The sequence below is a fragment of the Dechloromonas denitrificans genome (assembly GCF_020510665.1).
Classification (GTDB): Bacteria; Pseudomonadota; Gammaproteobacteria; order Burkholderiales; family Rhodocyclaceae; genus Azonexus; species Azonexus denitrificans_B.
In genome coordinates, this window is record NZ_CP075187.1 from 1,479,189 (window position 1) to 1,505,205 (window position 26,017).

23 protein-coding genes, 1 tRNA gene and 1 pseudogene are annotated in these 26,017 nt (G+C 58.1%); 9 read left to right on the forward strand and 16 right to left on the reverse strand.

The genetic code is table 11. The features are described 5' to 3' along the window. Positions 1-21 precede the first annotated feature (21 nt). Positions 22-972, reverse strand: a complete 951-nt coding sequence (locus KI614_RS06820; RefSeq protein ID WP_226408781.1) for a diguanylate cyclase domain-containing protein — start codon at positions 970-972, stop codon at positions 22-24. A gap of 178 nt (positions 973-1,150) precedes the next feature. Here KI614_RS06820 and KI614_RS06825 point away from each other — a divergent pair, with 178 nt between their 5' ends. The 3 genes and pseudogenes from KI614_RS06825 (at position 1,151) to KI614_RS06835 (ending at position 4,370) form a co-directional block, all read left to right on the forward strand. Continuing rightward, positions 1,151-1,597, forward strand: coding sequence for a c-type cytochrome (locus KI614_RS06825; protein WP_226408783.1), 447 nt, complete (start codon positions 1,151-1,153; stop codon positions 1,595-1,597). 129 nt (positions 1,598-1,726) lie between these two features. Then, positions 1,727-3,046, forward strand: a complete 1,320-nt coding sequence (locus KI614_RS06830) for an IS4 family transposase (protein WP_226405073.1) — start codon at positions 1,727-1,729, stop codon at positions 3,044-3,046. Positions 3,047-3,140: 94 nt separating this feature from the next. Beyond that, positions 3,141-4,370: pseudogene (locus KI614_RS06835) on the forward strand (IS3 family transposase). Positions 4,371-4,426: 56 nt separating this feature from the next. Here KI614_RS06835 and KI614_RS06840 read toward each other — a convergent pair. Further along, positions 4,427-5,239, reverse strand: coding sequence for an inositol monophosphatase family protein (locus KI614_RS06840; protein WP_226408785.1), 813 nt, complete (start codon positions 5,237-5,239; stop codon positions 4,427-4,429). A 66-nt stretch (positions 5,240-5,305) separates the two neighbouring features. Between KI614_RS06840 and KI614_RS06845 the strand changes: the two genes are divergently transcribed. Beyond that, complete coding sequence (locus KI614_RS06845) at positions 5,306-6,067, forward strand: RNA methyltransferase (RefSeq protein WP_226408787.1); 762 nt, start codon at positions 5,306-5,308, stop codon at positions 6,065-6,067. Between the two features lie 5 nt (positions 6,068-6,072). Here KI614_RS06845 and KI614_RS06850 read toward each other — a convergent pair whose 3' ends face one another. The 6 genes from KI614_RS06850 to tig form a co-directional block, all read right to left on the reverse strand. Continuing rightward, positions 6,073-6,951: an HDOD domain-containing protein gene (locus tag KI614_RS06850; protein WP_226408789.1), complete on the reverse strand. Its 879-nt coding sequence runs from the start codon at positions 6,949-6,951 to the stop codon at positions 6,073-6,075. 127 nt (positions 6,952-7,078) lie between these two features. After that, positions 7,079-7,351, reverse strand: a complete 273-nt coding sequence (locus tag KI614_RS06855) for an HU family DNA-binding protein (protein ID WP_203466293.1) — start codon at positions 7,349-7,351, stop codon at positions 7,079-7,081. Positions 7,352-7,515: 164 nt separating this feature from the next. After that, a complete protein-coding gene (lon, locus tag KI614_RS06860) occupies positions 7,516-9,930 on the reverse strand; it encodes an endopeptidase La (protein ID WP_226408791.1) in 2,415 nt (804 codons plus the stop codon). A gap of 67 nt (positions 9,931-9,997) precedes the next feature. After that, positions 9,998-11,260, reverse strand: a complete 1,263-nt coding sequence (clpX, locus tag KI614_RS06865) for an ATP-dependent Clp protease ATP-binding subunit ClpX (protein WP_203466295.1) — start codon at positions 11,258-11,260, stop codon at positions 9,998-10,000. A 15-nt stretch (positions 11,261-11,275) separates the two neighbouring features. Further along, a complete protein-coding gene (clpP, locus tag KI614_RS06870) occupies positions 11,276-11,905 on the reverse strand; it encodes an ATP-dependent Clp endopeptidase proteolytic subunit ClpP (RefSeq protein ID WP_203466296.1) in 630 nt (209 codons plus the stop codon). A gap of 72 nt (positions 11,906-11,977) precedes the next feature. Further along, positions 11,978-13,282: a trigger factor gene (gene tig / locus KI614_RS06875; protein WP_203466297.1), complete on the reverse strand. Its 1,305-nt coding sequence runs from the start codon at positions 13,280-13,282 to the stop codon at positions 11,978-11,980. Between the two features lie 165 nt (positions 13,283-13,447). Between tig and KI614_RS06880 the strand changes: the two genes are divergently transcribed. Next, positions 13,448-13,523, forward strand: a tRNA-His gene (locus KI614_RS06880). A gap of 76 nt (positions 13,524-13,599) precedes the next feature. Here KI614_RS06880 and KI614_RS06885 read toward each other — a convergent pair. Further along, complete coding sequence (locus KI614_RS06885; RefSeq protein WP_226408793.1) at positions 13,600-14,247, reverse strand: hypothetical protein; 648 nt, start codon at positions 14,245-14,247, stop codon at positions 13,600-13,602. Positions 14,248-14,415: 168 nt separating this feature from the next. On the opposite strand from KI614_RS06885, the gene KI614_RS06890 reads away from it, so the two are divergent. Beyond that, positions 14,416-15,897: an aminoacyl-histidine dipeptidase gene (locus tag KI614_RS06890; protein ID WP_226408795.1), complete on the forward strand. Its 1,482-nt coding sequence runs from the start codon at positions 14,416-14,418 to the stop codon at positions 15,895-15,897. On the opposite strand, the gene KI614_RS06895 is transcribed toward KI614_RS06890, so the two are convergent. From KI614_RS06895 to dapC, 6 genes are read right to left on the reverse strand one after another with little or no spacing between them, the layout of a single operon-like run. Next, positions 15,894-16,763 carry a spermidine synthase-like protein gene (locus tag KI614_RS06895; protein ID WP_226408797.1) on the reverse strand — a complete coding sequence of 290 codons (870 nt, stop codon included), beginning with the start codon at positions 16,761-16,763 and terminating at the stop codon, positions 15,894-15,896. The two genes, KI614_RS06890 and KI614_RS06895, sit on opposite strands and share 4 nt — an antisense overlap. A gap of 9 nt (positions 16,764-16,772) precedes the next feature. After that, on the reverse strand, positions 16,773-17,672 hold the full coding sequence (prmB, locus tag KI614_RS06900) for a 50S ribosomal protein L3 N(5)-glutamine methyltransferase (protein WP_226408799.1): 900 nt from the start codon (positions 17,670-17,672) through the stop codon (positions 16,773-16,775). Next, on the reverse strand, positions 17,669-18,802 hold the full coding sequence (gene dapE / locus KI614_RS06905) for a succinyl-diaminopimelate desuccinylase (protein ID WP_226408801.1): 1,134 nt from the start codon (positions 18,800-18,802) through the stop codon (positions 17,669-17,671). The genes prmB and dapE overlap by 4 nt, the downstream gene beginning before the upstream one ends. 9 nt (positions 18,803-18,811) lie before the next feature. Continuing rightward, positions 18,812-19,981, reverse strand: a complete 1,170-nt coding sequence (locus KI614_RS06910; RefSeq protein WP_203466303.1) for a PilT/PilU family type 4a pilus ATPase — start codon at positions 19,979-19,981, stop codon at positions 18,812-18,814. A 31-nt stretch (positions 19,982-20,012) separates the two neighbouring features. Continuing rightward, positions 20,013-20,831, reverse strand: a complete 819-nt coding sequence (gene dapD / locus KI614_RS06915; protein ID WP_226408804.1) for a 2,3,4,5-tetrahydropyridine-2,6-dicarboxylate N-succinyltransferase — start codon at positions 20,829-20,831, stop codon at positions 20,013-20,015. Positions 20,832-20,845: 14 nt separating this feature from the next. Further along, a complete protein-coding gene (gene dapC / locus KI614_RS06920) occupies positions 20,846-22,036 on the reverse strand; it encodes a succinyldiaminopimelate transaminase (RefSeq protein WP_226408806.1) in 1,191 nt (396 codons plus the stop codon). Positions 22,037-22,095: 59 nt separating this feature from the next. Here dapC and KI614_RS06925 point away from each other — a divergent pair, with 59 nt between their 5' ends. Then, positions 22,096-22,464: a hypothetical protein gene (locus tag KI614_RS06925; RefSeq protein ID WP_226408808.1), complete on the forward strand. Its 369-nt coding sequence runs from the start codon at positions 22,096-22,098 to the stop codon at positions 22,462-22,464. Here KI614_RS06925 and KI614_RS06930 read toward each other — a convergent pair. Then, complete coding sequence (locus tag KI614_RS06930; protein ID WP_226408810.1) at positions 22,461-23,708, reverse strand: dicarboxylate/amino acid:cation symporter; 1,248 nt, start codon at positions 23,706-23,708, stop codon at positions 22,461-22,463. The genes KI614_RS06925 and KI614_RS06930 overlap by 4 nt on opposite strands. A gap of 102 nt (positions 23,709-23,810) precedes the next feature. Here KI614_RS06930 and KI614_RS06935 point away from each other — a divergent pair, with 102 nt between their 5' ends. Beyond that, positions 23,811-24,167 (forward strand): nucleotide pyrophosphohydrolase, encoded by a 357-nt coding sequence (locus KI614_RS06935; protein ID WP_226408812.1) that lies wholly within the window; start codon positions 23,811-23,813, stop codon positions 24,165-24,167. A 61-nt stretch (positions 24,168-24,228) separates the two neighbouring features. Further along, positions 24,229-25,962, forward strand: a complete 1,734-nt coding sequence (locus KI614_RS06940; RefSeq protein ID WP_226408814.1) for a cation:proton antiporter — start codon at positions 24,229-24,231, stop codon at positions 25,960-25,962. Positions 25,963-26,017: the final 55 nt, after the last annotated feature.

Consider the following 26,017-nt stretch of genomic DNA (forward strand, 5'->3'; position numbering starts at 1 on the left):
GGGCCGTTTTTCATTTGCTGCTTACCGATTCAACGAGTTTGCATAGTGCTTCTGTTTTACCGAGTACATGCGTTGGTCGGCCAGTTCAAGCAGTTCCAGTGCGTCGTTTCCTTCCTTGGGGATATAGGCGGCTCCGATGCTGGCACTCAGGTCGTATTGCCGCCCATTGAACTCGAACGGCTCTTTTCTGATCTCGTGATAAAACCGACCGATCGCCATATCCAGTTTTTCTTCAGACTCAACTGACGTCAGGACGACGCCAAATTCGTCGCCGCCCAGTCGTGCCACGGTATCGGAAGTGCGGGCGCAGGATTGGATGCGTTTTGCAAATTCGATCAGAACGGCATCTCCGGATCGGTGGCCGTACTGGTCATTGATTTTCTTGAGCGAGTTCATGTCAATCATCAAAACACCGGAGGCGTGTCCATCACGTCTGCTGCGTGCAATGGCGTTGCGCAGGTGGTCGATGAACAGGCCGCGATTTGCCAGGCCGGTCATTGAATCGTGCGTGGCCTTGTGAAATAGCTCGTTTTCATCGTACAAGGCAGCAAAGTACATCGATGCGGCAATCAATTCGGCCAACAATCCGAGTAAGACCACATCCTCTTCGGAAAAGCTGTTGCGCTTGGCGGACATTGCTTTCAGGACACCGACTGCTTCGCCGCAGTGAATCAGCGGCATCACCAGTAAAGAGCGTAAGCCCACTTGCCTGCAGGCTTCGCGGCTGACTCTGGGGTCGGTTTCCGAGTCGTGGCAAATCAGAGGGCTTTGCTTCTCGATACAGAGCCCTGAGATGCTTGCGTTGCGTTTCAGGCGCAAGCCTATCTGCGGGGTGGCAATGCCCGCTGCGGCTTCATAGACCATTTCATCGCCATCGACCAGTTCGACGGCGGCACCGTCAACGCCGAGCAGTTTGGCCGTTTTTTCAACGACCAGCGACATGACCTGGCCGACATCCAGACCGAGTTTCACAATTTCGGTCTGAATTTTAATGATATCAATGAGTTGTTTTTTGGTTGGCATTTCCGGGGCAGATCACTGAGTTGATGCACTCGTAACATAGCACGAGGCTTGGTTTCCTGTGAAAGTGCTAACAGTGTCGATCTGTTTTTGGTTGATAATCGCACCCTCTGATCGAATGGGTAGCCTGATGCGCCATAAAAATATTGTGATGTTTGTGCTGGCTCTGCTGTTTGTCGCGGCGTGCGGTGAGCCGGAAGATAACCGTCCCGGTAAACCGGTGGCAAGCAGGCGGGCTGCTTTTGCAAAAATGCTGCGTGCTTTCGAACCGATGGGGGTCAAGTTGCGTAAAGGTCAATATGACGCTGCCCAGTTTTCTGTCCATGCCAAGGAGTTGGTCGCAGTGAGGGATCTGCCATGGCAGCATTTCGGCCCCGATACCAATTATCCACCGAGCCATGCGAAGGATCGAGTCTGGGCTGAGCCGGCATTGTTCGAGACCAAGCGCCAGGCTTTTTTTGAGGCTTCGGATCGACTGCTGAAAGCGACCGATGGCGGAGATGTGAAATTGGTGACCCAGGCTTACGAGTCTGTGCACGAAACCTGTCGCGATTGCCACAAGGCATTCAAGGACTGAGTTGCGTGGTGATGGTTGTTGTGGGTAATAAAAAAGCGTCCCGCGGGACTAATGCCGTTCACTTAGGTGAGCGGCATTTTTCATTTTGGGGCTTGTGGACAGTTCGCCGAATGGTTAACGTGGCGAACGATGTTGTCCAGCCAGCTCTCCATTACGACAGATGTCATGCCGACGATCGGATTCGATCGTCTGGCGGCTCATTTGCCGTATGAGTGGATTGAGCAGGCGCTCAGCGCGCATGGGGTGGCGAGTGTTCGCCGCCGTCGTTTGCCGGCGGAGCAAGTGGTCTGGCTGGTGATCGCCCTGGCGTTGTTTCGTCGCCAGTCGATGGAAGAAGTACTCAGCACCCTGGATCTGGCCTTGCCCGACACCCGAATCGAGGCGGTCTGCAAGAGTGCGATCACGCAGGCGCGGGCTCGCCTTGGCCAAGCCCCGCTGCAATGGTTGTTCGAGCAAACGGCCCAAGCCTGGTGCGCACAGGAGAAGGTCGCGAATCAGTGGAAGGGACTTTCGCTATGGGCGGTCGATGGCACCACCTTTCGGGTGCCGGACAGCCCCGAGAACCGCGAATTCTTTGGTGCCCAACGCTACGCCAGCGGCAAAGTGGCCTCCTATCCTCAGGTGCGTGCCGTCAGCCTGACGGCACTGCCCACCCATCTGGTCTCGGCCATCGAGTTTGGCCAATACGGCCAGAACGAAATGCTTTACGCCAAGGCGCTGATCGGTCGGATCGAGGACCATTCCCTGACCGTCTTCGACAAGGGCTTTGTTTCTGCGGAAATATTGTTGGGCTTGAGTGCTGCGGGCACCGAGCGGCATTACCTGATCCCCGCCAAGTCCAACACGCAATACGAAGTCCTGTCGGGAACGCCCGAGGATTGTCGGGTTCGTTTGCGTATATCTCCTCAAGCGCGCGTCAAGGTCCCTGATCTGCCCGAGGCCTGGGAGGCCCGTGCCATTCGAGTCGAGTCGGCCAATGGTCAAAGCCGGGTACTGCTGACCTCATTGTTCGATCGCCGCCGCATCAAAGCGCAGGATCTGGCGGACTGCTATCGCCGGCGCTGGGAAATTGAAACCAGCTACCGCGAGCTCAAGCAATCGATGCTGGGCGAAGCGCTGACCTTGCGCTCGCGTTTGCCCGAAGGGGTCAATCAGGAAATCTGGGGGGCCTTAATTGCCTACAACCTGATCAGACTTGAAATCGCCAAGGCGGCCACTGAAGCGCGCGTCGCTCCGACCGATCTGAGCTTCCTGCGCGCACTGCACATCATCCAGCACGAACTGATCTGGGCGGCGGGAATGAGTCCGGGGAAACTGCCGTCCCATCTGGCGCGCCTGCGTTTGCAGTTGCAGATGGCTATCGTGGAAAAACGACGGGGGCGAAAATGCCCCCGTGTCGTCAAAGCCAGACCGGCTCGTTACGCCGTTCGTCACCTAAAAGAGCCTTAACTGAACTGCATTAGTCCCGCGGGACGCTTTTTTGGGGAGGTTGACCCGTCCTGAATGAAGTTGACACCTTTTCTAGAACGAAAGGGGCAGTCAGATGGAGTCAGGGGTTAAGAGGACACAGCGAGACTACACGCTGGCTTTTAAACGGGCCGTTGTTGAGCAGGTAGAAAAAGGCGAACTGAGCTACAAGCAAGCCCAGCAGCGTTACGGTATCCAGGGCAGATCGACGGTCTTGGTTTGGTTACGCAAGCATGGTCGCCAGAACTGGGGGCCGATGGCATCATACGGCCGCATGAGTGAGCCAACCCGAACATCAGCGAGCAGCCAGGGCCAGACGCCGGAACAGCGGATCAAGGAGCTGGAAGTCCAACTCAAGGAAGCCCGAGAGAAATCCCAATTCTTCGAAGCGGTCATTGACGTTTTGAAGAAGGACTATGGAGTTCGCGTGGTAAAAAAGCCTGTGGGCAAGTCCTCGCGCAAAAGTCCGTCGAAGGACTGAGTGTATCGAGGGCTTGCCGCTATATGGGCATCAGCCGGCAGGCACATTACCAGTGGCAGCAGCGTCGAGTGCACGATGAGGTCAAGTACGAACGGGTTCTTGAGTTGGTAAAGGCCAAGCGCTTGCATCAGCCCAGACTGGGGACGCGCAAGCTACATCACCTGCTTGGCCCGACGCTAGCGGCCGAAGGGCGATGCCTTGTTCGATCTGTTGCGTTGGAATCGCCTGTTGGTGCCAACCAAGCGGGCGTATCACAAGACGACCGACAGCCACCACCATTTCCGGCGCCATCCCAATTTGCTGAAAGCGGGACCGGATCAGGTTAGCGCCGAGGCGAGCGAGCAGGTTTGGGTTGCCGATATCACCTATTTGCCTACCCGTGAGCGCTGTGCCTATCTGAGTCTGATTACCGATGCCTATTCACGCAAGATTGTGGGTTACCACGTCCATGACCGCCTGCACACGACTGAGGTAAGCCAGGCTTTGAAGATGGCGTTAAAGGGGCGTCAGGGAAATGGGCTGCTGATCCATCATTCAGACCGTGGAGTCCAATACTGCGCTAATGAGTACCAAGCTATTCATCAGAAACACGGGGTGATCTGCTCAATGACGGACGGCTATGATTGCTATCAGAACGCCTTGGCAGAGCGGGTTAATGGCATTCTCAAGCAGGAGTTTCTACTCCAGCAGCCCGACGATCTCGATCAGGCACGCCGCATGGTCAGTCAATCCATCGCCATCTACAACCAGGAGAGACCGCATTTCTCGCTACAATTGAAGACGCCCGATGAGGTTCATCGGGCGTCTTTGAAGGCCAGCAATTAAGCTGGCCAATCCGTCGCAACAGGTGTCAACCTAGATTAGGACGGGTCAGGTAAAACTCAGCCGCGCACAGAGGCTGGTAGTTTTTCCTGGATCAGGTTAAGCAGTGGGGCGAATACTTTCGGTGTGCCTGCAATAAGGTTGCCAGTGTCCAGATAGTTGGCATCTCCCCGCAGATCGCTGACCAAGCCACCTGCTTCGGAGATGAGCAGTGCGCCGGCAGCCATGTCCCAGGGGGACAGGCCGAATTCCCAGAAGCCATCGTAGCGACCGCAGGCGACGTTGGCCAGGTCGAGCGATGCTGCACCCGGACGGCGCTGGCCGGCTGTTTTCTGGCAAAGATCCTTGAAGATGGCGATGTAGGTGTCGATGTGCTCGAATGAACGGTAGGGGAAACCTGTGCCGATCAGTGCATCCTGGAGCTTGAGTCGCTTCGAAACACGAATCCGGCGCTCATTGAGGAAGGCGCCAGCGCCCTTGCTGGCCGTAAACAGTTCATTACGGTTCGGATCGAAAACAACGGCTTGTTCAACCACGTTGCCTTTGGCCAGGGCAATCGAAACTGCATATTGCGGCAAACCGTGGATGAAATTGGTTGTGCCATCAAGCGGATCGATGATCCACTGGTATTCCGATTCATCGCCGCCCTTGCCGGCAGACTGGCCGGACTCCTCTGCTAGAATGCCGTAGCTCGGATAGGCTTCCTGCAGGATTTCGATGATCGCAGCTTCCGCAGCCTTGTCGACTTCGGTGACGAAATCGTTCGGCTGCTTGGCTGTGACCTTGAGTAAATCCAGGTCATTGGAAGCGCGGTTGATGATCTGGCCGGCGCGACGCGCGGCCTTGACGGCAATATTAAGGGCTGGATGCATGGGCTTAAAGAGCTAACGGGCGGCCAGAGCCACCCGATTTATATTTGAAAGACTGAATTTTACACTATGAACCCCGAACTGCTGCTTTCGCGTATCAGAGTCGTGCTGTGTCGCCCGAGTCATCCTGGCAATATCGGCGCTGCAGCCCGCGCCATGAAAACAATGGGGCTTTCGAATTTGTATCTGGTGGCACCAAAGCAGTTTCCTGACCCAGAGGCAGATACTCGGGCCACTGGCGCGGTCGACGTCCTGCAGACAGCCAAAATCACCGAAACACTGAGCGAGGCTCTGGTCGGAACGGTCTTTGCCGTGGCGCTCTCGGCTCGCCAGCGTGATTTGGGGCCGAGTATCGGGGCGCCGCGTGAAACAGTTGCACGCTTGCTGCAAGAGGCTGGGGAGGGCGACGTCGCGCTGGTCTTTGGCAATGAAACGATGGGCCTGACCAACGATGAAATATTTCACTGCCAGGCTGCCGTGACAATTCCGACCAATCCGGATTTTAGTTCGCTGAATCTGGGATCTGCCGTTCAAGTGCTCTGCTATGAGTGTCGGATGAGTGCTTTTGCCGAGAAACCACCCGCGGTCCCCCAAGGTGTTACGCCTTTTGCCTCGCCGGTTGCAACCAATGATGAGGTTGAAGGGTTTTTTGGCCATCTTGAATCAGTCATGACCACCACGGGTTTCTACAATCCTTTGCAGCCCGGGCGGCTGATGCCAAAGATTCGTCGCTTGTTTGGACGAGTCCGTCTTGAAAAGGATGAGGTCAATATTTTGCGGGGTGTGCTGGCTTCGACTCAGGTCAAGACAGGCTACGGACGCAAGGAGTAAGCGGATCAGGCTATCCCTGAGCGCATTTCAGCCGCCAGGGCATCAATTTCCGGCTGAAGGTGGCCGTATGTCTCACGCAGGAGGATGAGTTCCGGGCTGTCCTCTGCCTGCTCCTGCATCAACCATTCAAAGTGGCCGCCGGCCAGCATATTGGCAACGTAGAGTACGTCAGTCAGTGTGCGGATGGGGGTGGGGAGGGGGCGAACCTGATCGTGGTCTTCTGTCGCCAGGACAATTTCCTGCGGGATGCCAAGAGCATTGAGGAGTGAAACGCCAATGCTTTCATGCCATTGGATGATCAGGTATTTGACGCTTTCCGGGCGATGCCGCAACTCTTCATATTGAGTGGCCCGGTACAGCATGTAAAACGCACCCAGATCATGTATCAGGCCGGCCAACATGGCCTCGTCAGGATTCAGCTTCGTCGTGTGCCGAGCAATGATGCGAGCGGCCGCAGCGGTCTGAATCGAGTGATCCCAGAGCAGGCGGGTAATCTCGGTGAACTCGGCCATACCCTTGGCCCGTAACAACTGATGCATGACGATCGACATGGCAGCTGTTCTGACTGTGTTTATGCCAAGTCGTGCGATGGCTGACTTGATATCGAATACTTCCCGACCTTCCGGATTTAACGCTACCGAGTTGGCTAAATGCAGAAGTTTGGCGCTGATCAGCGGTTCCAGGGAGACAACGGCGGCGATACTGCCAATCGTCTGGTTGGGGTCTTGCAGGACCTTGCGCAAGCGAAGTACTGCATCAAAGTGCGTTGGAAAGATGACTTCCCCGCCCAGTTCGGCGGCAATATCTTCAAGCATCTGGAAGCGCTGGGCTTTCAGTGCTGCACCCGTCTTGTCCTGATCTTCACAGTTTGAGATATTGAGCATATTGCTATTGTCTCAACAAAAACCCCGCTGCGGGAGCGGGGTTGATGTTATTTCTGGCGTGCCATACATGCCGGCATTACCCGTAAGGGCTGCGCACTAGTGTATGAGCGTCACGCTCATCAACATATTAGTTGATGGCGTCTTTCAGGCCCTTGCCAGCGCGGAATTTCGGCGACTTGGCGGCCTTGATTTCAAGGGTCTTGCCGGTGCGCGGGTTGCGACCGGTGCGGGCGGCGCGTTCGCCGACGTAGAACGTACCGAAGCCAATCAGGCTGACGGTGTCGCCGGCCTTCAGGGCAGCCTTGACGGCTTCGACGGTGGCGTCGAGAGCGCGGCCGGCAGCAGCCTTGGAAATGTCAGCGGATGCAGCGATTTGATCGATCAGTTCAGTCTTGTTCATTTAGGTCCCCTAGGTGGATGAATTTAAACAGCAGAATTTTAGTGAGGACGGATTTATATCTCTGGCGAAATCCTTGTGTCAAGCGGATTTTCGCCGGATTTCCGGCTCGGTATGTAGGCTGGCAGCATGCTGTCGCCATTGTGACAGCATGCATTCCTTGTAAATCAATGAGTAAGGAGAGCCTTTGCTGCGGCAGGTTCGCTTGCAGCCTTCACTGCGGCATCTTCGGCCGACGGTTCGGGGAGTGCGTCCGGCATCCGTTCCAGCGCCCGTTCAAGTACTTGATCGATCCATTTGACAGGAATGATTTCGATCTTGTTCTTGATGTTTTCAGGCATCTCGGTGAGATCTTTGGCGTTCTCTTCCGGAATCAGGGCAACTTTGACGCCGCCACGAATCGCTGCAAGAAGCTTTTCTTTCAAGCCGCCAATGGCCAGTACTTCGCCACGCAAAGTGATTTCACCCGTCATGCAAACATCGCAGCGAACCGGAATGCCCGTGTAAGAAGAGACCAGCGCCGTAGTCATTGCAATGCCGGCTGAAGGGCCATCCTTCGGGGTGGCGCCTTCGGGGACGTGAATATGGATATCCGTCTTTTCGAAAGTTTCATCCTTGATACCCAGCCGACGGGCGCGGGCGCGAACGACGGAGCGGGCTGCTTCGACCGATTCCTTCATCACGTCGCCGAGCGAACCGGTACGCAGGATGTTGCCCTTGCCGGGCATGTTGGCGCATTCGATGGTGAGCAGTTCGCCGCCAACCTCGGTCCAGGCCAGGCCGGTAACCTGGCCAACCTGGTTTTCCTTCTCGGCCATGCCGAAGGAGTAGCGATGCACCCCGAGAAATTTGTCGAGATTCTTCGCATTCACGACCATTTTGCTGTCCCGCTTCTTGAGCAGCAAGGTCTTGACCACTTTGCGGCAAATCTTTGAGATTTCACGCTCAAGGGCACGCACGCCGGCTTCGCGGGTGTAGTAACGGACGATGTCGCGGACAGCCGTGTCTGCCACGGTCAACTCAGAAACCTTCACACCATTGTTCTTCATCTGCTTGGGCAGCAGATAGCGCATGGCGATATTGACCTTCTCGTCTTCCGTGTAGCCGGAGAGGCGAATGACTTCCATCCGGTCGAGCAGCGGAGCCGGAATATTCATCGTATTGGCGGTTGCCACGAACATGACGTCGGAGAGATCAAAATCGACCTCGACGTAATGATCCTGGAAGGTGTTGTTCTGTTCCGGGTCGAGCACTTCGAGCAGGGCGGAGGAGGGGTCGCCACGGAAATCCTGGCCGAGCTTGTCCACTTCATCGAGCAGGAAGAGCGGATTGCGTACGCCAACCTTGGTCAGGCTTTGCAGAATCTTGCCCGGCATCGAACCGATATAGGTACGCCGGTGGCCGCGAATCTCGGCCTCATCACGTACGCCACCGAGTGCCATGCGAACGAACTTGCGGTTCGTTGCCTTGGCAATCGACTGACCCAGCGAGGTCTTGCCGACGCCGGGAGGGCCGACGAGGCAGAGGATGGGGGCCTTGACCTTGTCAACGCGCTGCTGCACTGCGAGGTATTCGAGAATGCGTTCCTTGACCTTGTCCAGACCAAAATGGTCGGCATCAAGCACCTTCTCGGCTTCGCGCAAATCCTTGCTGATGCGCGTTTTCTTGCGCCACGGCAAGCCGATCAGGGTTTCGATAAAGTTGCGGACAACGGTAGCCTCGGCCGACATTGGCGACATCAGGCGCAGCTTTTTCAGCTCGCCCTGTGCCTTGGCCAGGCCTTCCTTGCTCATGCCGGCAGCCTTGATCTTTTTGTCCAGTTCTTCGAGGTCGGCACCTTCTTCGCCTTCGCCGAGTTCCTTCTGGATTGCCTTGACCTGTTCGTTCAGGTAGTACTCGCGCTGGCTCTTCTCCATCTGGCGCTTGACGCGGCCACGGATACGCTTTTCAACCTGCAGGATGTCGATTTCGGATTCGAGTTGCGACAGCAGGCGGTCGATGCGCTCGCGAATGCTGTCCATTTCCAGTACTTCCTGCTTTTGCTCGAGCTTGAGCGGCAGGTGGGCGGCGATGGTGTCGGCCAGGCGGCCGGCATCCTCGATCCCGGCGATGGAAGACAACACTTCCGGTGGGATTTTCTTGTTCAGTTTGACGAACTGGTCAAACTGGGCAACCACGGCGCGGCGCATCGCCTCGATTTCGTGGTCTTCGACGCCGGGTTGGGGCAGCGGGGCGGCCGTTGCGATGAAGACCGAAGATTGCACTTCGATGGCTTCGACGCGGGCGCGCTGCGTGCCTTCGACCAGCACCTTGACGGTGCCGTCCGGCAGTTTGAGCATCTGCAGGATGTTGGCCAAGCAGCCAATGCGGTACAGGTCTTCGGGTTCGGGTTCATCCTTGGCGGCAGATTTCTGGGCTACCAGCAGGATGTTCTTGCCGCTTTCCATGGCCATTTCGAGGGCCTTGATCGACTTGGGGCGGCCGACGAAAAGAGGGATGACCATATGCGGAAAAACGACGACATCGCGCAGTGGCAGCAGCGGCAGTTCGACGGTTTCCGTGAGCGAGTTGGGGTTCGACATTACGATGCCTTTGAAATAGGTATGTGCCCCCTACGTGGGGGCGGGAAACCGCAATTCAAGTCCCGGCTCAGTTAGAGCCGGAAACCTTTGGCTGATCGGCGTAAATGAGCAGCGGCGGGGTGTCGCCGGAGATCATGTTCTCATCGATGACGACCTTTTCGACATTCTCCATGCCGGGAAGTTCGTACATGGTATCAAGCAGGGCGTGTTCGATGATCGAACGCAGGCCGCGTGCGCCAGTCTTTCTTTGCAGCGCCTTCTTGGCGATGGCAGAAAGGGCGCCCGGGCGGATTTCGAGTTCCACGTCTTCCATGCCGAACAGCTTCTGGTATTGCTTGACCAGTGCGTTCTTGGGTTCGGTGAGAATCTGGATCAGTGCCGGCTCTTCGAGTTCCTGCAGTGTGGCGACGACGGGCAGGCGGCCGATCAGTTCGGGGATGAGACCGAACTTGATCAAGTCTTCCGGTTCGGCATCAAGCAAAACCTGGCCGACAGCCTTCTTGTCATCCTTGCTTTTTACTTCGGCACCGAAACCGATGCCGCCGCGTTCAGAGCGGTTGAGAATGATTTTTTCGAGGCCGGCAAATGCGCCACCGCAAATGAACAGGATGTTGGTTGTGTCGACCTGAACGAAATCCTGGTTCGGATGCTTGCGACCACCTTGTGGCGGAATCGAGGCAACAGTGCCTTCAATCAGCTTGAGCAGCGCCTGTTGAACGCCTTCGCCCGAAACGTCGCGGGTGATTGATGGGTTGTCGGACTTGCGGGAAATCTTGTCGATTTCGTCGATGTACACGATGCCTTGCTGTGCTTTTTCGATGTCGTAATCGCACTTTTGCAGCAGCTTCTGGATAATGTTTTCGACGTCTTCGCCAACGTAGCCTGCTTCGGTCAGTGTGGTAGCGTCGGCCATCACGAAAGGAACGTTGAGCAGGCGTGCGAGTGTCTGGGCGAGCAATGTCTTGCCGGAGCCGGTCGGGCCGACGAGCAGGATGTTGCTCTTCGAGAGTTCGACTTCGCCGGCATGGGCTGCCGTGTGGCGAAGGCGTTTGTAATGGTTGTATACAGCCACAGCAAGAATGCGCTTGGCAACTTCCTGGCCGATCACATACTGGTCGAGAATCGAGCAGATTTCACGCGGCGTCGGCAGGTCTGAACGACCTGCCTTGGCGGCTTCTTCGGGCAACTCGTCACGGATGATATCGTTGCAGAGTGCAATGCACTCGTCACAGATGAACACCGACGGGCCGGCGATGAGCTTTTTGACTTCGTGCTGGCTTTTGCCGCAGAAGGAGCAGTAGAGCAGTTTTTCCTGGCCGCCTTTAGACATCTGAACCTCTAATCATTAAGCCGCTTCGCGGCGGGTCAAAACTTTGTCGATCAATCCATATTCTGCAGCGTCTTCGGCAGAAAGGAAATTGTCGCGGTCGGTATCCTTTTCGATCCGTTCGAGCGGTTGACCGCTGTGTTCGGCCATGATCCGGTTCAAACGGTCGCGGATGGAAAGAATTTCCTTGGCGTGGATGGCAATGTCCGAGGCCTGGCCCTGGAAGCCACCGAGTGGCTGATGGATCATCACGCGCGAGTTGGGGAGCGCGAAGCGCTTGCCCTTGGCGCCAGCGTTGAGCAGGAAGGCGCCCATCGAACATGCCTGGCCGATGCACAGGGTTGAGACGTCCGGTTTGATGAACTGCATGGTGTCGTAGATCGACATGCCGGCAGTAACCGAGCCGCCCGGTGAGTTGATGTAGAAATAAATGTCCTTGTCCGGATTTTCGGCTTCAAGGAACAGCAATTGGGCGACAACCAGATTGGCGCTGGCATCGTTGACCGGACCAACCAGGAAAATCACGCGCTCCTTCAGCAGGCGCGAATAGATGTCGTACGCACGTTCGCCGCGTCCGCTCTGTTCAACCACCATCGGGACGAGGCCGAGTGCCTGCGGATCCCAGTTGCTTGCGTTGTCGATATTCATGTCAGCCCTTGTTCGTTGCTTTGTTGCGTTGTGCATGGGAGATGCCTGCCGCCGGAGCGGCAGGCAGTCAGATTACTGCTTCTGACCCATCAGTTCATCAAAAACGGCAGCCTTGTCGGTAACCTTGGCTTTTTCCAGAACCCAGGCGACAACGTTGTTTTCGATGGCTACGCCTTCGACATCGCCGAGACGCTGCGGTTGGGCGTAGTACCAGCGGATGACTTCTTCCGGATGCTCGTAGCTCTGGGCGGTTTCTTCGACCATGGCGCGAACCTGTTCCGGGGTGGCCTGCAGCTTTTCGGACTTGACCACTTCAGCCAGGATCAGGCCGAGCGTGACGCGGCGCTTGGCCTGGTCAGCAAACCATTCCGGCTGGATCGGGAAATCCTTGTTCTTCATGCCGCGTTGTTCCATGTCCTGGCGGGCTGCTTGCATCAGGCGCTGGATTTCCATGTCGACCAGGGAGGTCGGTACGGTGATCGGGTTGGCCGTGAGCAGGGCTTCCATGACCTGATCCTTGGTCTTGGCTTCGATGCGGCGCTTCACTTCACGCTTCAGGTTGGCTTCGATTTCAGCCTTCATCTTGGCCACATCGCCGTCGGCAATGCCCATGCCGGTTGCGAACTCGGCATCGAGTTCCGGCAGCGTCGGCGCCTGAACCTGCTTGACAGTGATTTCGAACTGAACGGTCTGGCCGGCCAGGTCCTTGGCAAAATAATCTTCCGGGAAAGCCAGATCGAACGTCTTGGTTTCGCCAACCTTGGTGCCTTCAACGGCGTTCTCGAAGTCCGGCAGCATCTGGCCCTGGCCCAGAACGAACGGATAGTCGGTTGCCTGGCCGCCCTGGAACGGCTCACCGTCCTTCTTGCCGAGGAAATCGATCACGACGCGGTCTTCCTTGGCGGCGGCGCGGTCGGCATCAACGTAGGTGACGCGCTGCTTGCGCAGGATGTCCAGCGTCTGCTCGATTTCGGTGGCGCCGACTTCGAGAACCGGACGTTCGATTTCCGCGGTCGACAGGTCGCCCGGGGTGAATTCCGGATAAACCTCGAAAATGGCGGTGAATTCGAGAGCGGTGGTGCTTTCGGTAGCCTTCGGCTCGATGCGCGGGTAACCGGCAACGCGCATTTTCTGGGCGGTTACGGTTTCACCGAAAACGCGATCCAGGTGCTCGGAAAGAATTTCGTGGCGAGCCTGGTCGCCGTACTGCTGCTTGGCGATGCTGAACGGCACCTTGCCCGGACGGAAGCCGGGAACCTTCATGTTCTTGCTCATGCGCTTGATGCGCTGTTCCATTTCTTTCTCGACATCGGCGATAGCGATGGAGAGGTCGACGCGGCGTTCGAGTTCGTTAGCTTGTGCAGTGGTTGCTTCCATGAGAATTCCTTGTGACTACAGAGCCGAAAAATAAAGCTGTCAATTCTATCACGGTGGATCAAAGTGCGATCAGGCGCATGCAGATTGAGGCTGATAGAAGAATATTCGAAATAAGGTGTAGACAGGATCGCCAATCCTTCGTAAAATGCGCGCCTTCCTGCAGCGGCGGCTGTAGCTCAGTTGGTAGAGTCCCGGATTGTGATTCCGGTTGTCGTGGGTTCGAGCCCCATCAGTCGCCCCAAGAATTCAAATGGCCCTCAGCAATGAGGGCCATTTTCATTTCTGCCTCCGGTTTGGCAGCCTTGGGCTGCGGTTCGCTAGTGGCTGGCGGTCACACAGCCGGTATAGCCGGAGCAGGTCAGTGCTAGATTCTTGCCATCGATGCACTGGAACGTAAGTCTTTCAGAAGCGGTGTTGTAGTTGTCGACCTTCGGGGACGCCAATGGGAGGCATCCTGCGGCCTTTGCTGCTTGCCTGGCGGTGTAGTCATGGCGTGAAACCGGGTACGTTTTGGCTTGCTGTTCGGCTTCGTATATCCGGTTGGCAAGCTCAACGTTGTTACTGACCGGATCAAGCGTGATATCCAGTCGATCTTTGTCGAAGGTGTAAAAAGCACCTGACAGCGGGTCGACGATCAGTCCCCCGATGATGCCGATGTATGGTGTCAAAGTCAGCAGGTACCAGGGATTGAAGGCGGGGAGGATGTCGACCGACTTGGCTTTGTACCCCGGCTGAGAAACCTTGACCTGATAGCCGGCTGCCCGCCAATATCCCGTACCTCTTGGCAAATCAGCGGTGAGTTCAGTGACGCCTGACGCTGCAGGCCGGCCATTGTTGTCAAGGACTGCGATTTTCGCCCCTTCCGGTGCCTTGATCTGGACTGTCTGTGTCGAGCCTGAAATTACAGTCGCGCAGCCTGTTGTGAACATGGTAATAGCTGTTGCAGTAAGCAAAGCCCGTTTCATTGTTTTGCTCCCTTATTCATTTGTCGTCGGAGGTTAGTTGATTTTCATATCCCCTGCAATGCACCGTTTTCTGTTTATTGGGTGCAGCAGGTCAGCGTTGCCGCCGTTTTTTTCCTGATTTCCCCGAACGTCCAAAAACGCCAGGGAGTTTTTTCTTTGGAGTACTGCATGTCCCCGTTTAGCCCTGCTGCCGTGTTTTCCGGCTTGCAACCGATTGCTGTCTGGTCCCACTTTGCCACCTTGTGTGCCATTCCCCGGGCCTCCAAGCATGAAGCCGTGTTGCGCGAGTATCTTCAGCAGTGGGCGAATAGCCTTGGACTGGTTGCCACGGTCGACGAGGCTGGCAACCTGATTATCCGCAAAGCGGCCAGTGCAGGGTGTGAAGCGGTGCCTGGCGTGGTCTTGCAGGCCCATCTTGATATGGTTTGCCAGAACAATGCGGACAAGCCGCACGATTTCTCCCGTGATCCGATTCTTCCCGTCATTCGTGACGGCTGGTTGCAGGCGGAGGGGACAACCCTGGGGGCCGACAATGGGATCGGCGTGGCGCTCATTCTTGGCGTTCTGGCGGCTGATGATCTGGTGCATGGCCCGATCGAGGCTTTGTTGACGGTCGATGAAGAAGCCGGCATGGGCGGTGCCTGGGGTTTGGCGAGCGAATTGTTGCAGGGCAGCCTGATGCTCAATCTTGATACCGAGGTGTGGGGCGAGTTTTATCTGGGGTGTGCCGGTGGCCTGGATGTCAATGTCGAACGGCGTGCCATGGCCGAAGCTTTGCCTGCAGGATACGAGCCTTGCCGGATTGATTTGCGGGGCCTGCGCGGTGGGCATTCCGGGGTCAATATCCATGAAGAACGCGGTAATGCGATCAAGTTGCTGGTTCGCGTATTGTGCGAACTCGCCGGCAAGATTCCTTTCCGTCTGGCTGGCTTGCAGGGCGGTAATGCGCGCAATGCCTTGCCGCGAGAAGCGTTTGCACTAATCGCCGTGCCGCGGGAAGCGCAGATGGCCCTGGATGACATCCTGGCTCGTCTGCAAGAGGTTCTGGGGGAAGAACTGTCGGGGGTTGAAGCGGGCTTGTCGCTGACCCGTCAGGCAGCTCGTTTCGATGTCGTGATGCCTGTGGCCGAGCAGGCTGTCTGGCTGGGTTCGCTGCACGCGGCGCCGCATGGTGTACGCAGGATGAGCCAGCAGGTGCCGGGAGTGGTCGAAACGTCGAACAATCTGGGGATGGTGGCGCTGAGTGCCGAGGGCGGCGAGTGCAATTTCATGGTTCGTTCGCTGGTCGACACGGCCAGCCTGGCCTTGGCCGACGAAATTGCCAGTTTGTTTGCGTTGACCGCGACATCGACCGAAAAAAGCGGTTATTACCCCGGCTGGACACCCAATCCGGCATCGCCGCTGCTGGCTGTCTGCCAGGCAGTTTATCGTCGCGAGTACAAGGCAGAATCAAGTGTTCAGGTGATTCACGCCGGACTGGAATGCGGCATTGTCGGCGCCAAGTATCCGGGGCTGGATATCGTTTCCTTCGGCCCGACTATCCGTGGAGCGCATGCGCCGGGTGAGGCGGTCGAGATTGAGTCCGTCGACCGTTGCTGGCATTTGCTGCAGGCGATTTTGAGCGAACTGGCGACGCAGCCTTCTGTCTAGCGACCGTGAATCGCTTCCCGGCGTGCCAGACCGAGTTTGGTCGAACGCTCCATTTTCTGGACGAAGGCGGGGAAGTCGAGGCCGAATTTGGCGCGCAGTTCCTTGGCGTAATTGTGCAGCCAGCGCCAGCGCGGCTCGAAGCAGTATTCCTTGAAGGCGTAGAGCATGTGGTTGCCGTCTTCCGGTACTGAAATGACGATCACCTGATCATCGAAGACATGCATCGCCTCACCGATCAGGCCGGCATAGGTTTCCTTCTCGCCGGCCAGATTGATTACCAGAACGCCGTTGCCGGCGAGTTTCTCGTAGGCATTTTCGAAAAACTGACGATTGGCCAGGCTGGGCGCGAAACCGGTCTTATCGAAAGCGTCGACTAGCAACACGTCGATGCCTTTTTCCGTCGTTTCGATAAATTCTGCGCCATCGGCTTCAAGAATCTGCAGCCGCGCGTCGTCCGGCGGGACCGAAAAGGCGTCGCGCAGCGCGATCACGTCAGGGTTCAGTTCGACGGCCGTCAGTTGCGTGCCCGGCATGCGGTGGTAGCAGAATTTGATCAGCGAACCACCGCCCAGACCGATCAGCACGATGCGTTTCGGGCGTGGGTGGAAAAGCAGAAATGCCATCATTTTCTGGGTGTACCGCAACGCCAGGTCGTTCGGCGCCTTGAGCGACATTTCACTCTGCATCAGGCGGACGTTGAAGTACAGGAAACGCGACTTGCCGTTATCGACAACGAAGGGCTTGGGATAGCTTTCGTCGAGCAACTGGGCGCGCAACTCGCCGGCGCGCGCCCAGTTGGGTTCCAGCATCAGTACCGTGCCCGTTTCGATTTCGAACGGGCTGGGCATTTCATAGAGCTTGCTCAAGCCGGCAGCTTAGTTCGGCAGGTCTTCGGCACGCAGCAGGAAGACGTATTCGTCGCCGGCCTCGGTATCGAGCCAGATGAAGGGCAGGTTCGGGTAGGCGGCTTCGAGGGCGTCGCGGTTGTGGCCGATTTCGACGACCAGAATGCCGTCCGGCGTCAGGTGCTTTTTCGCTTCGCGCAGGATGATGTGCGTGAAATCGAGGCCATCCTCGCCGGAGCCGAGCGCCATTTCTGGTTCATGCAAATATTCCGGTGGCAGTGCGTCGACCGATTCGGCATTGACGTAGGGTGGATTCGAGATGATCAGGTCGTAACGCTTGCCGGCCAGTTGGCTGAAGGCGTCGGAGTGGATCAGGTTGAGCCGGCCCTGCAACTGGTAGTCGGCGACATTGCGTTCAGCCACGGAAAGGGCATCTTCCGACAGGTCGACCGCGTCAACCTCAGCTTCAGGGAAGGCGAGGGCAGTCAGGATCGCCAAGCAGCCGGAGCCGGTGCACAAATCGAGTGCCGAGTGGATGGCCCACGGGTCTTCGATCCATGGTGTCAGTTGTTCGAGCAGCAGTTCGGCGATGAAGGAGCGCGGCACGATGACGCGGTCGTCAACATAGAAACGGTGCTCGCCGAGCCAGGCTTCGTTGGTCAGGTAGGCAGCCGGCAAGCGGTCTTCGCAGCGGCGGCGATAAATGTCGAGCAGGGCATCGCGTTCGCTGCTCAGCAGGCGCGCATCGAGAAAAGGTTCAAGGCGGTCGAGCGGCAGGTTGAGTGTGTGCAGCGTCAGATAGGCCGCTTCGTCCCAGGCGTTGTCGCTGCCGTGGCCGAAGAACAGGCCGGCGCCATTAAAGCGGCTGACCGCGTAGCGGATGTAGTCGCGAACGGTGATGAGTTCGCTGCGGGCGGCGGGATCGGTCATTGGGCGAGAATCTGTTCGAGGATGTGGGTGTAGATGGCGGACAGTTGCGGCAGGGCGCGGATGTCGACCGATTCGTCGATCTTGTGGCTGGTCGCATTGACCGGGCCGATTTCGAGCAGCTGGGCGCAGATCTCGGCAATGAAACGGCCATCCGAGGTGCCGCCGGTGGTCGAGAGTTCGGTCTCGATACCGCAGGTCTGGCGAATTGCAGCGATGGCTGCCTCGGCCAGCGGGCCGCGGCCGGTCAGGAAGGGGCGGGCGCCGAGCGTCCAGTCGATGTCGTATTCCAGGCCGTGTTTGTCGAGAATCCCGGTCAGGCGCTGTTGCAGGCTTTCAACCGTGCTCGCCGTGGCGAAGCGGAAATTGAACTTGACCTCGACGCTGCCCGGCACGACGTTGGTGGCACCGGTGCCGCCGTGAATATTCGAAATTTGCCAGGTGGTCGGCGGGAAATATTCGTTGCCCTGGTCCCACTCGGTCGCGGCCAGTTCGGCGATGGCCGGGGCGGCGAGGTGGATCGGGTTCTTGCCGAGGTGCGGGTAGGCGATGTGGCACTGGATGCCCTTGACCGTCAGCTTGCCGGAAAGCGAGCCGCGCCGGCCGTTCTTGATCATGTCGCCGAGCGTGTCGACCGAAGTTGGTTCGCCGATGATGCAGTAGTCGAGCGTTTCGCCGCGAGCCTTGAGCGCTTCGATGACGGCGATGGTGCCGTCATTGGCATCGCCTTCCTCGTCGGAGGTGAGCAGGAAGGCGATCGAGCCGGGGTGGTCCGGGTGGACCGCGACAAATGCCTCTGTCGCGGTCAACATCGCCGCCAGGGCCGATTTCATGTCGGCGGCGCCACGGCCGTAGAGCATGCCGTCGCGGATTTCCGGGGCGAACGGTGGCGAGGTCCATTTTTCCAGCGGGCCGGTCGGCACGACATCGGTATGGCCAGCGAAGACGAAGAGCGGTTTGCTCGTGCCGCGTCGCGCCCACAGATTGGTCACGCCGTTGCGGTTGATGTATTCGATGACAAAACCGAGCGGCTTCAGGCGCGCTTCGATGATGGTCATGCAGCCGGCGTCATCCGGGGTAACGGACGGGCAGGCCATGATCTGCTTGAGCAGTTCAAGGGTGGAGTCGGACATCGGGTCTTTTTAGTCGGAGTCGGAAAGGCTGAGCGCAAAATCCTTGAAGGAAGCGCCGCTCGGCGTCGTGCTGTCGAATTCCAGCGTGGTGTCGATCGTCTGGTCGATGGTGGTCGAAGTGATCTCGGAGTTGTTGATCAGCCACGACAGATTGGTCGGCGAATCGGCATTGGCCAAAGCTTCGTCGAGGGTGATGACACCTTCGTGATAAAGGCGGAACAAATCCTGCTCGAAGGTCTGCGATCCCGGTGCCAGCGTTTGCTCCATGGCGTCCTTGATGCCCTGGACTTCGCCGCGCTCGATCAGTTCGCTGATGTGGCGGGTGTTGAGCATCACCTCGGCACTCGGCACGCGCTGGCCATCCGGTTTCTTGACCAGGCGCTGCGAAACGATGGCACGCAGCGCGACCGAGAGGTCGAGGAAAAGCGCCGGACGATTCTCGGCCGGGAAGAAGCTGATGATCCGGTTGAGTGCGTGGTAGCTATTGTTGGCGTGTAGCGTGGCGAGGCAGAGGTGGCCGGTTTGCGCATAGGAAATGGCCGCCTGCATGGTGTCCTTGTCGCGGATTTCGCCGATCAGGATGCAGTCCGGCGCCTGACGCATGGCGTTTTTCAGCGCCGTGTGCCAATCCATCGTATCCATGCCGATTTCACGCTGATTGACGATCGATTTCTTGTGTTTGAACAGGTATTCGATCGGATCTTCGACGGTCAGGATATGGCCGTTGCGGTTGGCATTGCGGTAATCGAGCATCGAGGCGATGGTCGTTGACTTGCCCGAACCGGTCGCACCGACGATCAGGATCAGGCCACGCTTTTCCATGATCAGTTCGGTCAGTACGCCGGGCATGCCGAGCGAAGCCAGTTCAGGAATGTTGCCGAGAATGAAGCGGACAACAATGCTGACCGAGCCGCGCTGGCGGAAAACATTGACCCGGAAATTGCCAACCTGGGGAACGCCGAAGGAGAGATTCATCTCCATCGTTGCCTCGAAGGTCTTGATCTGATCCTGCGACATCAACTCGTAGGCGATCTTCTCAATCATGTCAGGCAGCATCACCTGTTGATTGATCGGCATCGTATTGCCTTGAATCTTGATGTGGATCGGCGTGCCGGCGGATATGAAAATATCCGACGCCTGCTTTTCCGACATCAGCTGAAACAGCTTGTCGAGAATCATCTCTGGACCTCCGGGGGCCTGGGCTTAACGCTTACGGGCGCAGCAGTTCGTTGATGCTGGTCTTGGAGCGCGTCTGGGCATCAACCTTCTTGACGATGATCGCAGCGTACAGGCTGTAGGCGCCATTGGCCTTCGGCAAGGTGCCGCTGATCACAACGGAACCCGGCGGCACGCGGCCGTAGGTCACTTCGCCGGTTTCGCGATCGTAAATCGGGGTGCTCTGGCCGATGTACACGCCCATCGACAGTACCGAGTTTTCACCGATGATGACGCCTTCGACGACTTCCGAACGGGCGCCGATGAAGCAGTTGTCTTCGATGATAGTCGGGTTGGCCTGTAGCGGTTCAAGTACGCCACCGATGCCGACGCCGCCGGAGAGGTGAACGTTCTTGCCGATCTGGGCGCAGGAACCGACGGTCACCCAGGTGTCGACCATGGTGGCTTCATCGACGTAGGCGCCGATGTTGACGAAGGACGGCATCAGCACGGCATTCTTGGCGACGTAGGAACCCTTGCGCACGATGGTGCCCGGTACGACGCGGAAGCCGCCCTGACGGAACTGCTCTTCGGTCCAGCCCTGGAACTTGGTATCCACCTTGTCGTAGAAGCGAACATCGCCGCCATCCTGAACGCGGTTGTCGCGGATGCGGAAAGAAAGCAGCACGGCTTTCTTGATCCACTGATGGGTCACCCAGTCGCCGCCGATTTTTTCGGCAACGCGCAGCTTGCCGGCGTCGAGGTCGGCAATGACCGACTCGATGGCACCCACGGTGGCGGCATCGGATTGCGGGGACAGCTCGGTGCGGCGTTCCCAGAGTTCATCAATGGTGTTTTGCAGCGGATGGCTCATGTTTTTCTCTCTGATTACAGTTGTTGGGCGAATTGACGAATACGGCCGGCGGCTTCAAGACACTCATCGAGTGAAGCGACCAGCGCAATGCGAACGAAATTGGCACCGGGATTGACGCCCCGGATTTCACGGGCAAGGAAGCTGCCGGGCAGAACCACGACATTATAGTGTTCGAGCAGACCCCGGGCGAACTCGGTATCGGCGATCGGCGTTTTTGCCCACAGGTAGAAGCTGGCATCCGGCATCGCAGTGCCGAGCACTTCGCCGATCAGCGGCGTGCAGGCAGCGAATTTTTCGCGGTACTGATTGCGGTTGTCGAGCACGTGCGCCTCGTCGTTCCAGGCGGCGACCGAAGCGGTCTGCACCGGAGGGGCCATGGCGCAGCCGTGGTAGGTGCGATAGAGCAGGAATTTCTTGATAATTTTTTCGTCACCGGCGACGAAACCGGAACGCATGCCCGGCACGTTGGAGCGCTTCGACAGGCTGGAGAACATGACCAGCCGTTCGTTGCTGCGGCCGAGCAGCTTGGCAGCCTGCAGGCCACCGATCGGCGGATTGGCTTCGTCGAAATAGATTTCCGAGTAGCACTCGTCGGAGGCGATGATGAAGCCGTATTTGTCGGACAGGGCGAACAGCGTCTTCCAGTCTTCCAGCGACAGTACCTTGCCGGTCGGGTTACCCGGCGAGCAGACGTAGAACAACTGGACGCGGGCCCATTCTTCTTCGGACAGTTCGCTGTAGTCAAAAGCGAAATCATTGTCCGGCAGGTTGTTCAGGAAACGGGGTTCAGCGCCGGACAGGTAGGCGGCACCTTCGTAGATCTGGTAGAACGGGTTCGGGCTGACGACCAGCGGAACGTGGCCACGGCTCGGATCGATCACCGTCTGGGCGAAGGAGAAAAGTGCCTCGCGCGAGCCGTTGACCGGGAGAATCTCGGTCTCGGCGTTCAGCGTCAATCCGTAGCGGCGATCGCACCACGCGGCAATGGCCTGGCGCAGCGCCGGGATGCCTTGCGTCGTCGGGTAGTTGGCCAGACCGTTCAGGCCCTTGGCCAGGGCTTCCATGATGAAAGGCGGCGTCAGGTGTTGCGGTTCGCCGATGGAGAGTTTGATCTCCTTGTATTGCGGGTTCGGGGTCACGCCGGCGAACAGCGCGCGCAGCTTTTCGAAAGGGTAGGGCTGGAGTTGGGCGAGATGCGGATTCACGGGCGGCGTCGAAAGGGTGTAAAAATATCGATTATCCCTGAAAAAGCCGGATCTGCCTCGTGAACAAAACCTTCCTTTTGCTGTTCTCTGCCTTGAGCCTGCAGGCTTGTGCCTTTGGCTATTTTGCGCAGGGCAGCTTGAGCGACGTGTCCGGGTCGTTGCGTGGCAAGGCTTATCCAGGCTCGTTGGGTGGCGGTCGTTTCGTACTGGCCGGCAGCAATGGACTGAGCTGTGACGGGACTGCTCATCCCCCCAGGCAATCGCCCCAGCCCGGCAGTTGCGAAGGCGAATCGGGCGATGGCGTTTTACGTTGCACGGACGGGCGGGAAATTTCCTTCGAATGGCAGGCGCGTACCTGCCGCTCGTTTGAAGGCCGGGGCACGGATGCCCGAGGCAACCGCTTCGAATTCCAGTTCGGCCGACGCTAGGCGTTTACGGTTGTCGGCTTGTCCGTCAGTTTTTGCACGATCAGGCTGCCGACCATGTCGCCTTCGACATTGACCGCCGTGCGTACGGTATCGAGGATGCGGTCGATCGGCAGCAGGATGGCGATGGCGGCGGTTGGCAGGCCGACTGATTCGAGCACCAGCACCATGCTCAGCATGCCGACGCTGGGAATGCCCGGCGCCCCGATGGCGCCCAGCATGGCGACGAAAAAGATGATCAGCTGGTGCGCCAGGTCGAGTTCGATGCCGGCCAGCCGGGCAACGAAAAGCGCGGCGGCGGCTTCGTAAAGTGCCGTGCCATCCATGTTGACCGTGGCACCGAGTGGAACGACAAAATTGGCGATGTCTTTTTTGACATGCAGGTGCTGCTCGGTGCAGCGCAGCGTGATCGGCAGTGTGGCGGCGCTCGAACTGGTTGCAAAGGCGGTCACCAGGGCATCTCGCGAGCCGTGCCAGAAACGCAGCGGCGACATCCGGGTGACCAGCCAGAGAAGCAGCGGCAGCACGACAATCCCGTGAAACAGCGTGGTGCCGATCACCACGCTGATGAAATGGATCAGGCTGCCGAGCAAGGCGCTGTTCTGCGTCGCGACCAGTTGGAGCAGTAGTGCAGCGATGCCGAGCGGCGCCAGGCGCATGATCCAGCCGACGATCAACAGGCAAAGTTCCTGCAGTTCCTGGATGACGAGGCGAATGTTTTTGTAGCGCTCGCCGCCGATGACCAATGCGATGCCGAGAAACAGCGCGATGATCACGACCGCCAGAATGTCGCCCTGGGCCAGTGCCTTGAACGGATTCTGGAACAGGCCGCGGAGAAACTGGGCGATGTAGTCGGGCAGGGGCATCTGGCGCGCCTGGTAATCCCGCGTTGCGTCGGCGAACATGGCCAGTTGCAGGCCTTCGCCAGGGCGAAAAATTTCGGCGGCAGCCAGGCCAAGGACGATGGCCAGCGCCATCGACAGCGCAAAAAAGCCCAGAGTCGTCGTCCATACGCGATGCATTTGCTGGTGGGCACGCAAATTGGCCACCCCGACAACAATCGACGAAAACACCAGCGGCACCAGCACCATGCGCAGCAGATCGAGAAACAGATTGCCGACCATTTTGGCGCCATACAAGGTTTGCCCGACGAGCGGCGCCTGGCCTTGCGTCGTTAGCCACAATCCCCAGGCGATGCCGCACAGGCAGCCGGTCAGGATTTGAGCATTGAGCGAAATTCGGGGCATGGTGCAGTTCTCGAAACGATGGAGTCGCCGCATTTTAGCGGCATTGCCGGCGGCTGCGCAGGCTGGCATCATCGGCATCAATTGAACCGACGGAATTGCAAAATGAGTGATTTGAATGCGTTGACCGCAGCATTGCTGGCCTTTCGCGATGCCCGCGACTGGCGGCAGTTCCATACGTTGCGCAACCTGATTTTGTCGCTCAACCTTGAGGCGAGTGAGTTACTCGAATTGACCCAATGGAAAAGCGATGTCGAAATCGATGCCTTGCCGGATGACCCGGCCAGCCGCGAAGCACTGAGCGATGAGTGCGCCGACGTGCTTCTCTACTTGCTGCTGATTGCCGACAAAAGCGGCATCGACCTCATTGAGGCGGCGCAGGCCAAGCTGCTCAAAAACGCCGCGAAGTACCCGGTCGACAAAGCCTTCGGCTCACGCGAAAAATATACCCGCCTAGGCTGATTCGCCGGCCTGTCCGGCGCGGGCGTGGCCGGAATGGCCGCTGGATGCGATACTTCGGCTCATGCAATCGAATACTGTCCTGGTCGTTCTCATGCTGCTCAGCGCAGCACTGGTGGTTGTCTTTGTCGCCCGCAAGTGTCGTCTTCCCTCCTTGCTGGCTTATCTGGCCATAGGGATCGCACTGGGGCCGCACGGTCTGAAGCTGTTGTCGGAAACTGCCGAGGTCGAAACGCTGGCCGAGTTTGGCGTGGCCTTCCTGATGTTCTCGATCGGGCTGGAATTCAGCATTGGCAAATTGCGCGCCATGCAATCCATGGTGCTCGGTTTTGGCGGTGGGCAGGTTTTGCTGACCGCGGCAGCAACGACGGCCGTGGCCTTGTTCGGTTATGGCCAGCGCTGGGAATCCGGGCTGGTGGTCGGCATGGCCGTCGCCATGTCTTCGACTGCCATTGTCGCCCGCATGCTTTCCGAGCGGTTCGAGTTGCATTCCCGCTCCGGACGCCAAACCATGGGCGTGTTGCTGTTCCAGGACATTGCCGTGGTTCCCTGTCTGATTCTTTTTCCGGCGCTGGCGCGTCCGCAGGATGATCTGGGACAGGCCATCCTGATTGCCGCCGCTCAAACCATTGTGGTTCTGGCCGTGCTGATCGGACTTGGCAAACGCCCGCTGAGAATGCTGCTCGATCTGGTGGCGCATCGTCGCTCGGAAGAGTTGTTTGTCCTGACGACCTTGTGGATCGTTCTGGCCCTCGGTTATGCAACGCATGCGGCCGGACTTTCGCTGGCGCTGGGCGCGTTTATCGGCGGCATGCTGATTTCCGAGACGATGTATCGGCATCAGGTTGAGGCCGATATCCGGCCATTTCGCGACATCCTGCTCGGTTTGTTTTTTGTCACCGTCGGGATGATGCTTGATCTGTCGTATGTCCTGTCGCACATCCCCTTGCTGTTACTCGCTGTTTTTCTGCTGATCGGCGGCAAGGCAGCCGTGGTCCTACTGTTGTCGCGGTCGACCGGCAGTTCGCTGGATGTTTGCTTGCGGACTGCGGCGCAGTTATCGCAGGCTGGCGAATTTGGCCTGGTCCTGATCCAGCTGGGTTTTGAACTCAAACTGATCGGTGACGACGTTTTCCAGGTGACGTTATCGGCCATGTTGATTTCGATGTTCGTCGCTCCCTTCCTGATCGAATGGGCGACGCGTCTTTCCGGACAGTTGGCCAAGGGCGACTGGGCGCACAAGGCCAAAGCGATCCACGATATTGCGGTGGGTGCCTTTTCGATGGATCAGCACGTGATTATTTGCGGTTACGGCAAAACAGGCGAGCGCGTGGCGCGCTTTCTCTCTGCCGAGGAAATCTCGTTTGTGGCGCTTGATCTCAATCCCGCCACGGTCAAGCAGGCAGCGCCACCGCATGGCGTACTGCTGTTTGGTAGTGCCGATCGCCCCGAAGTGCTCAAGGCGGCTGGCTTGTCGCGCTCGCGTGGTGTCGTGGTCGCCTATCATGACGTGCATTCTGCCGAGCGCGTCGTTCGCCTGATTCGCCAGGATTTCCCGGCGCTGCCGATTGTCGTTCGGGTGGCCGACGAAGGTGCGGTGGCGCGGCTGAAGTCGGCAGGGGCGACCGAAGTGGTGCCCGAAGTGCTCGAAGGCAGCTTGATGATTGCCGCCGAGGTACTTGTTCAGTTGGGGGTGCCTGTCGAGCAGGCGATGCGTCGGGTACGCTCTGTGCGCGCTGAACGCTATGCCTCGCTGCGTCGTTTTTACGATGCTTCGGCCGAGCAGGGGAAGCCCTGAATTGAAAACTCCCTGCGCGCCAGGCGGGCAGGGAGTCGGGTGGGTGCCGGGCAGT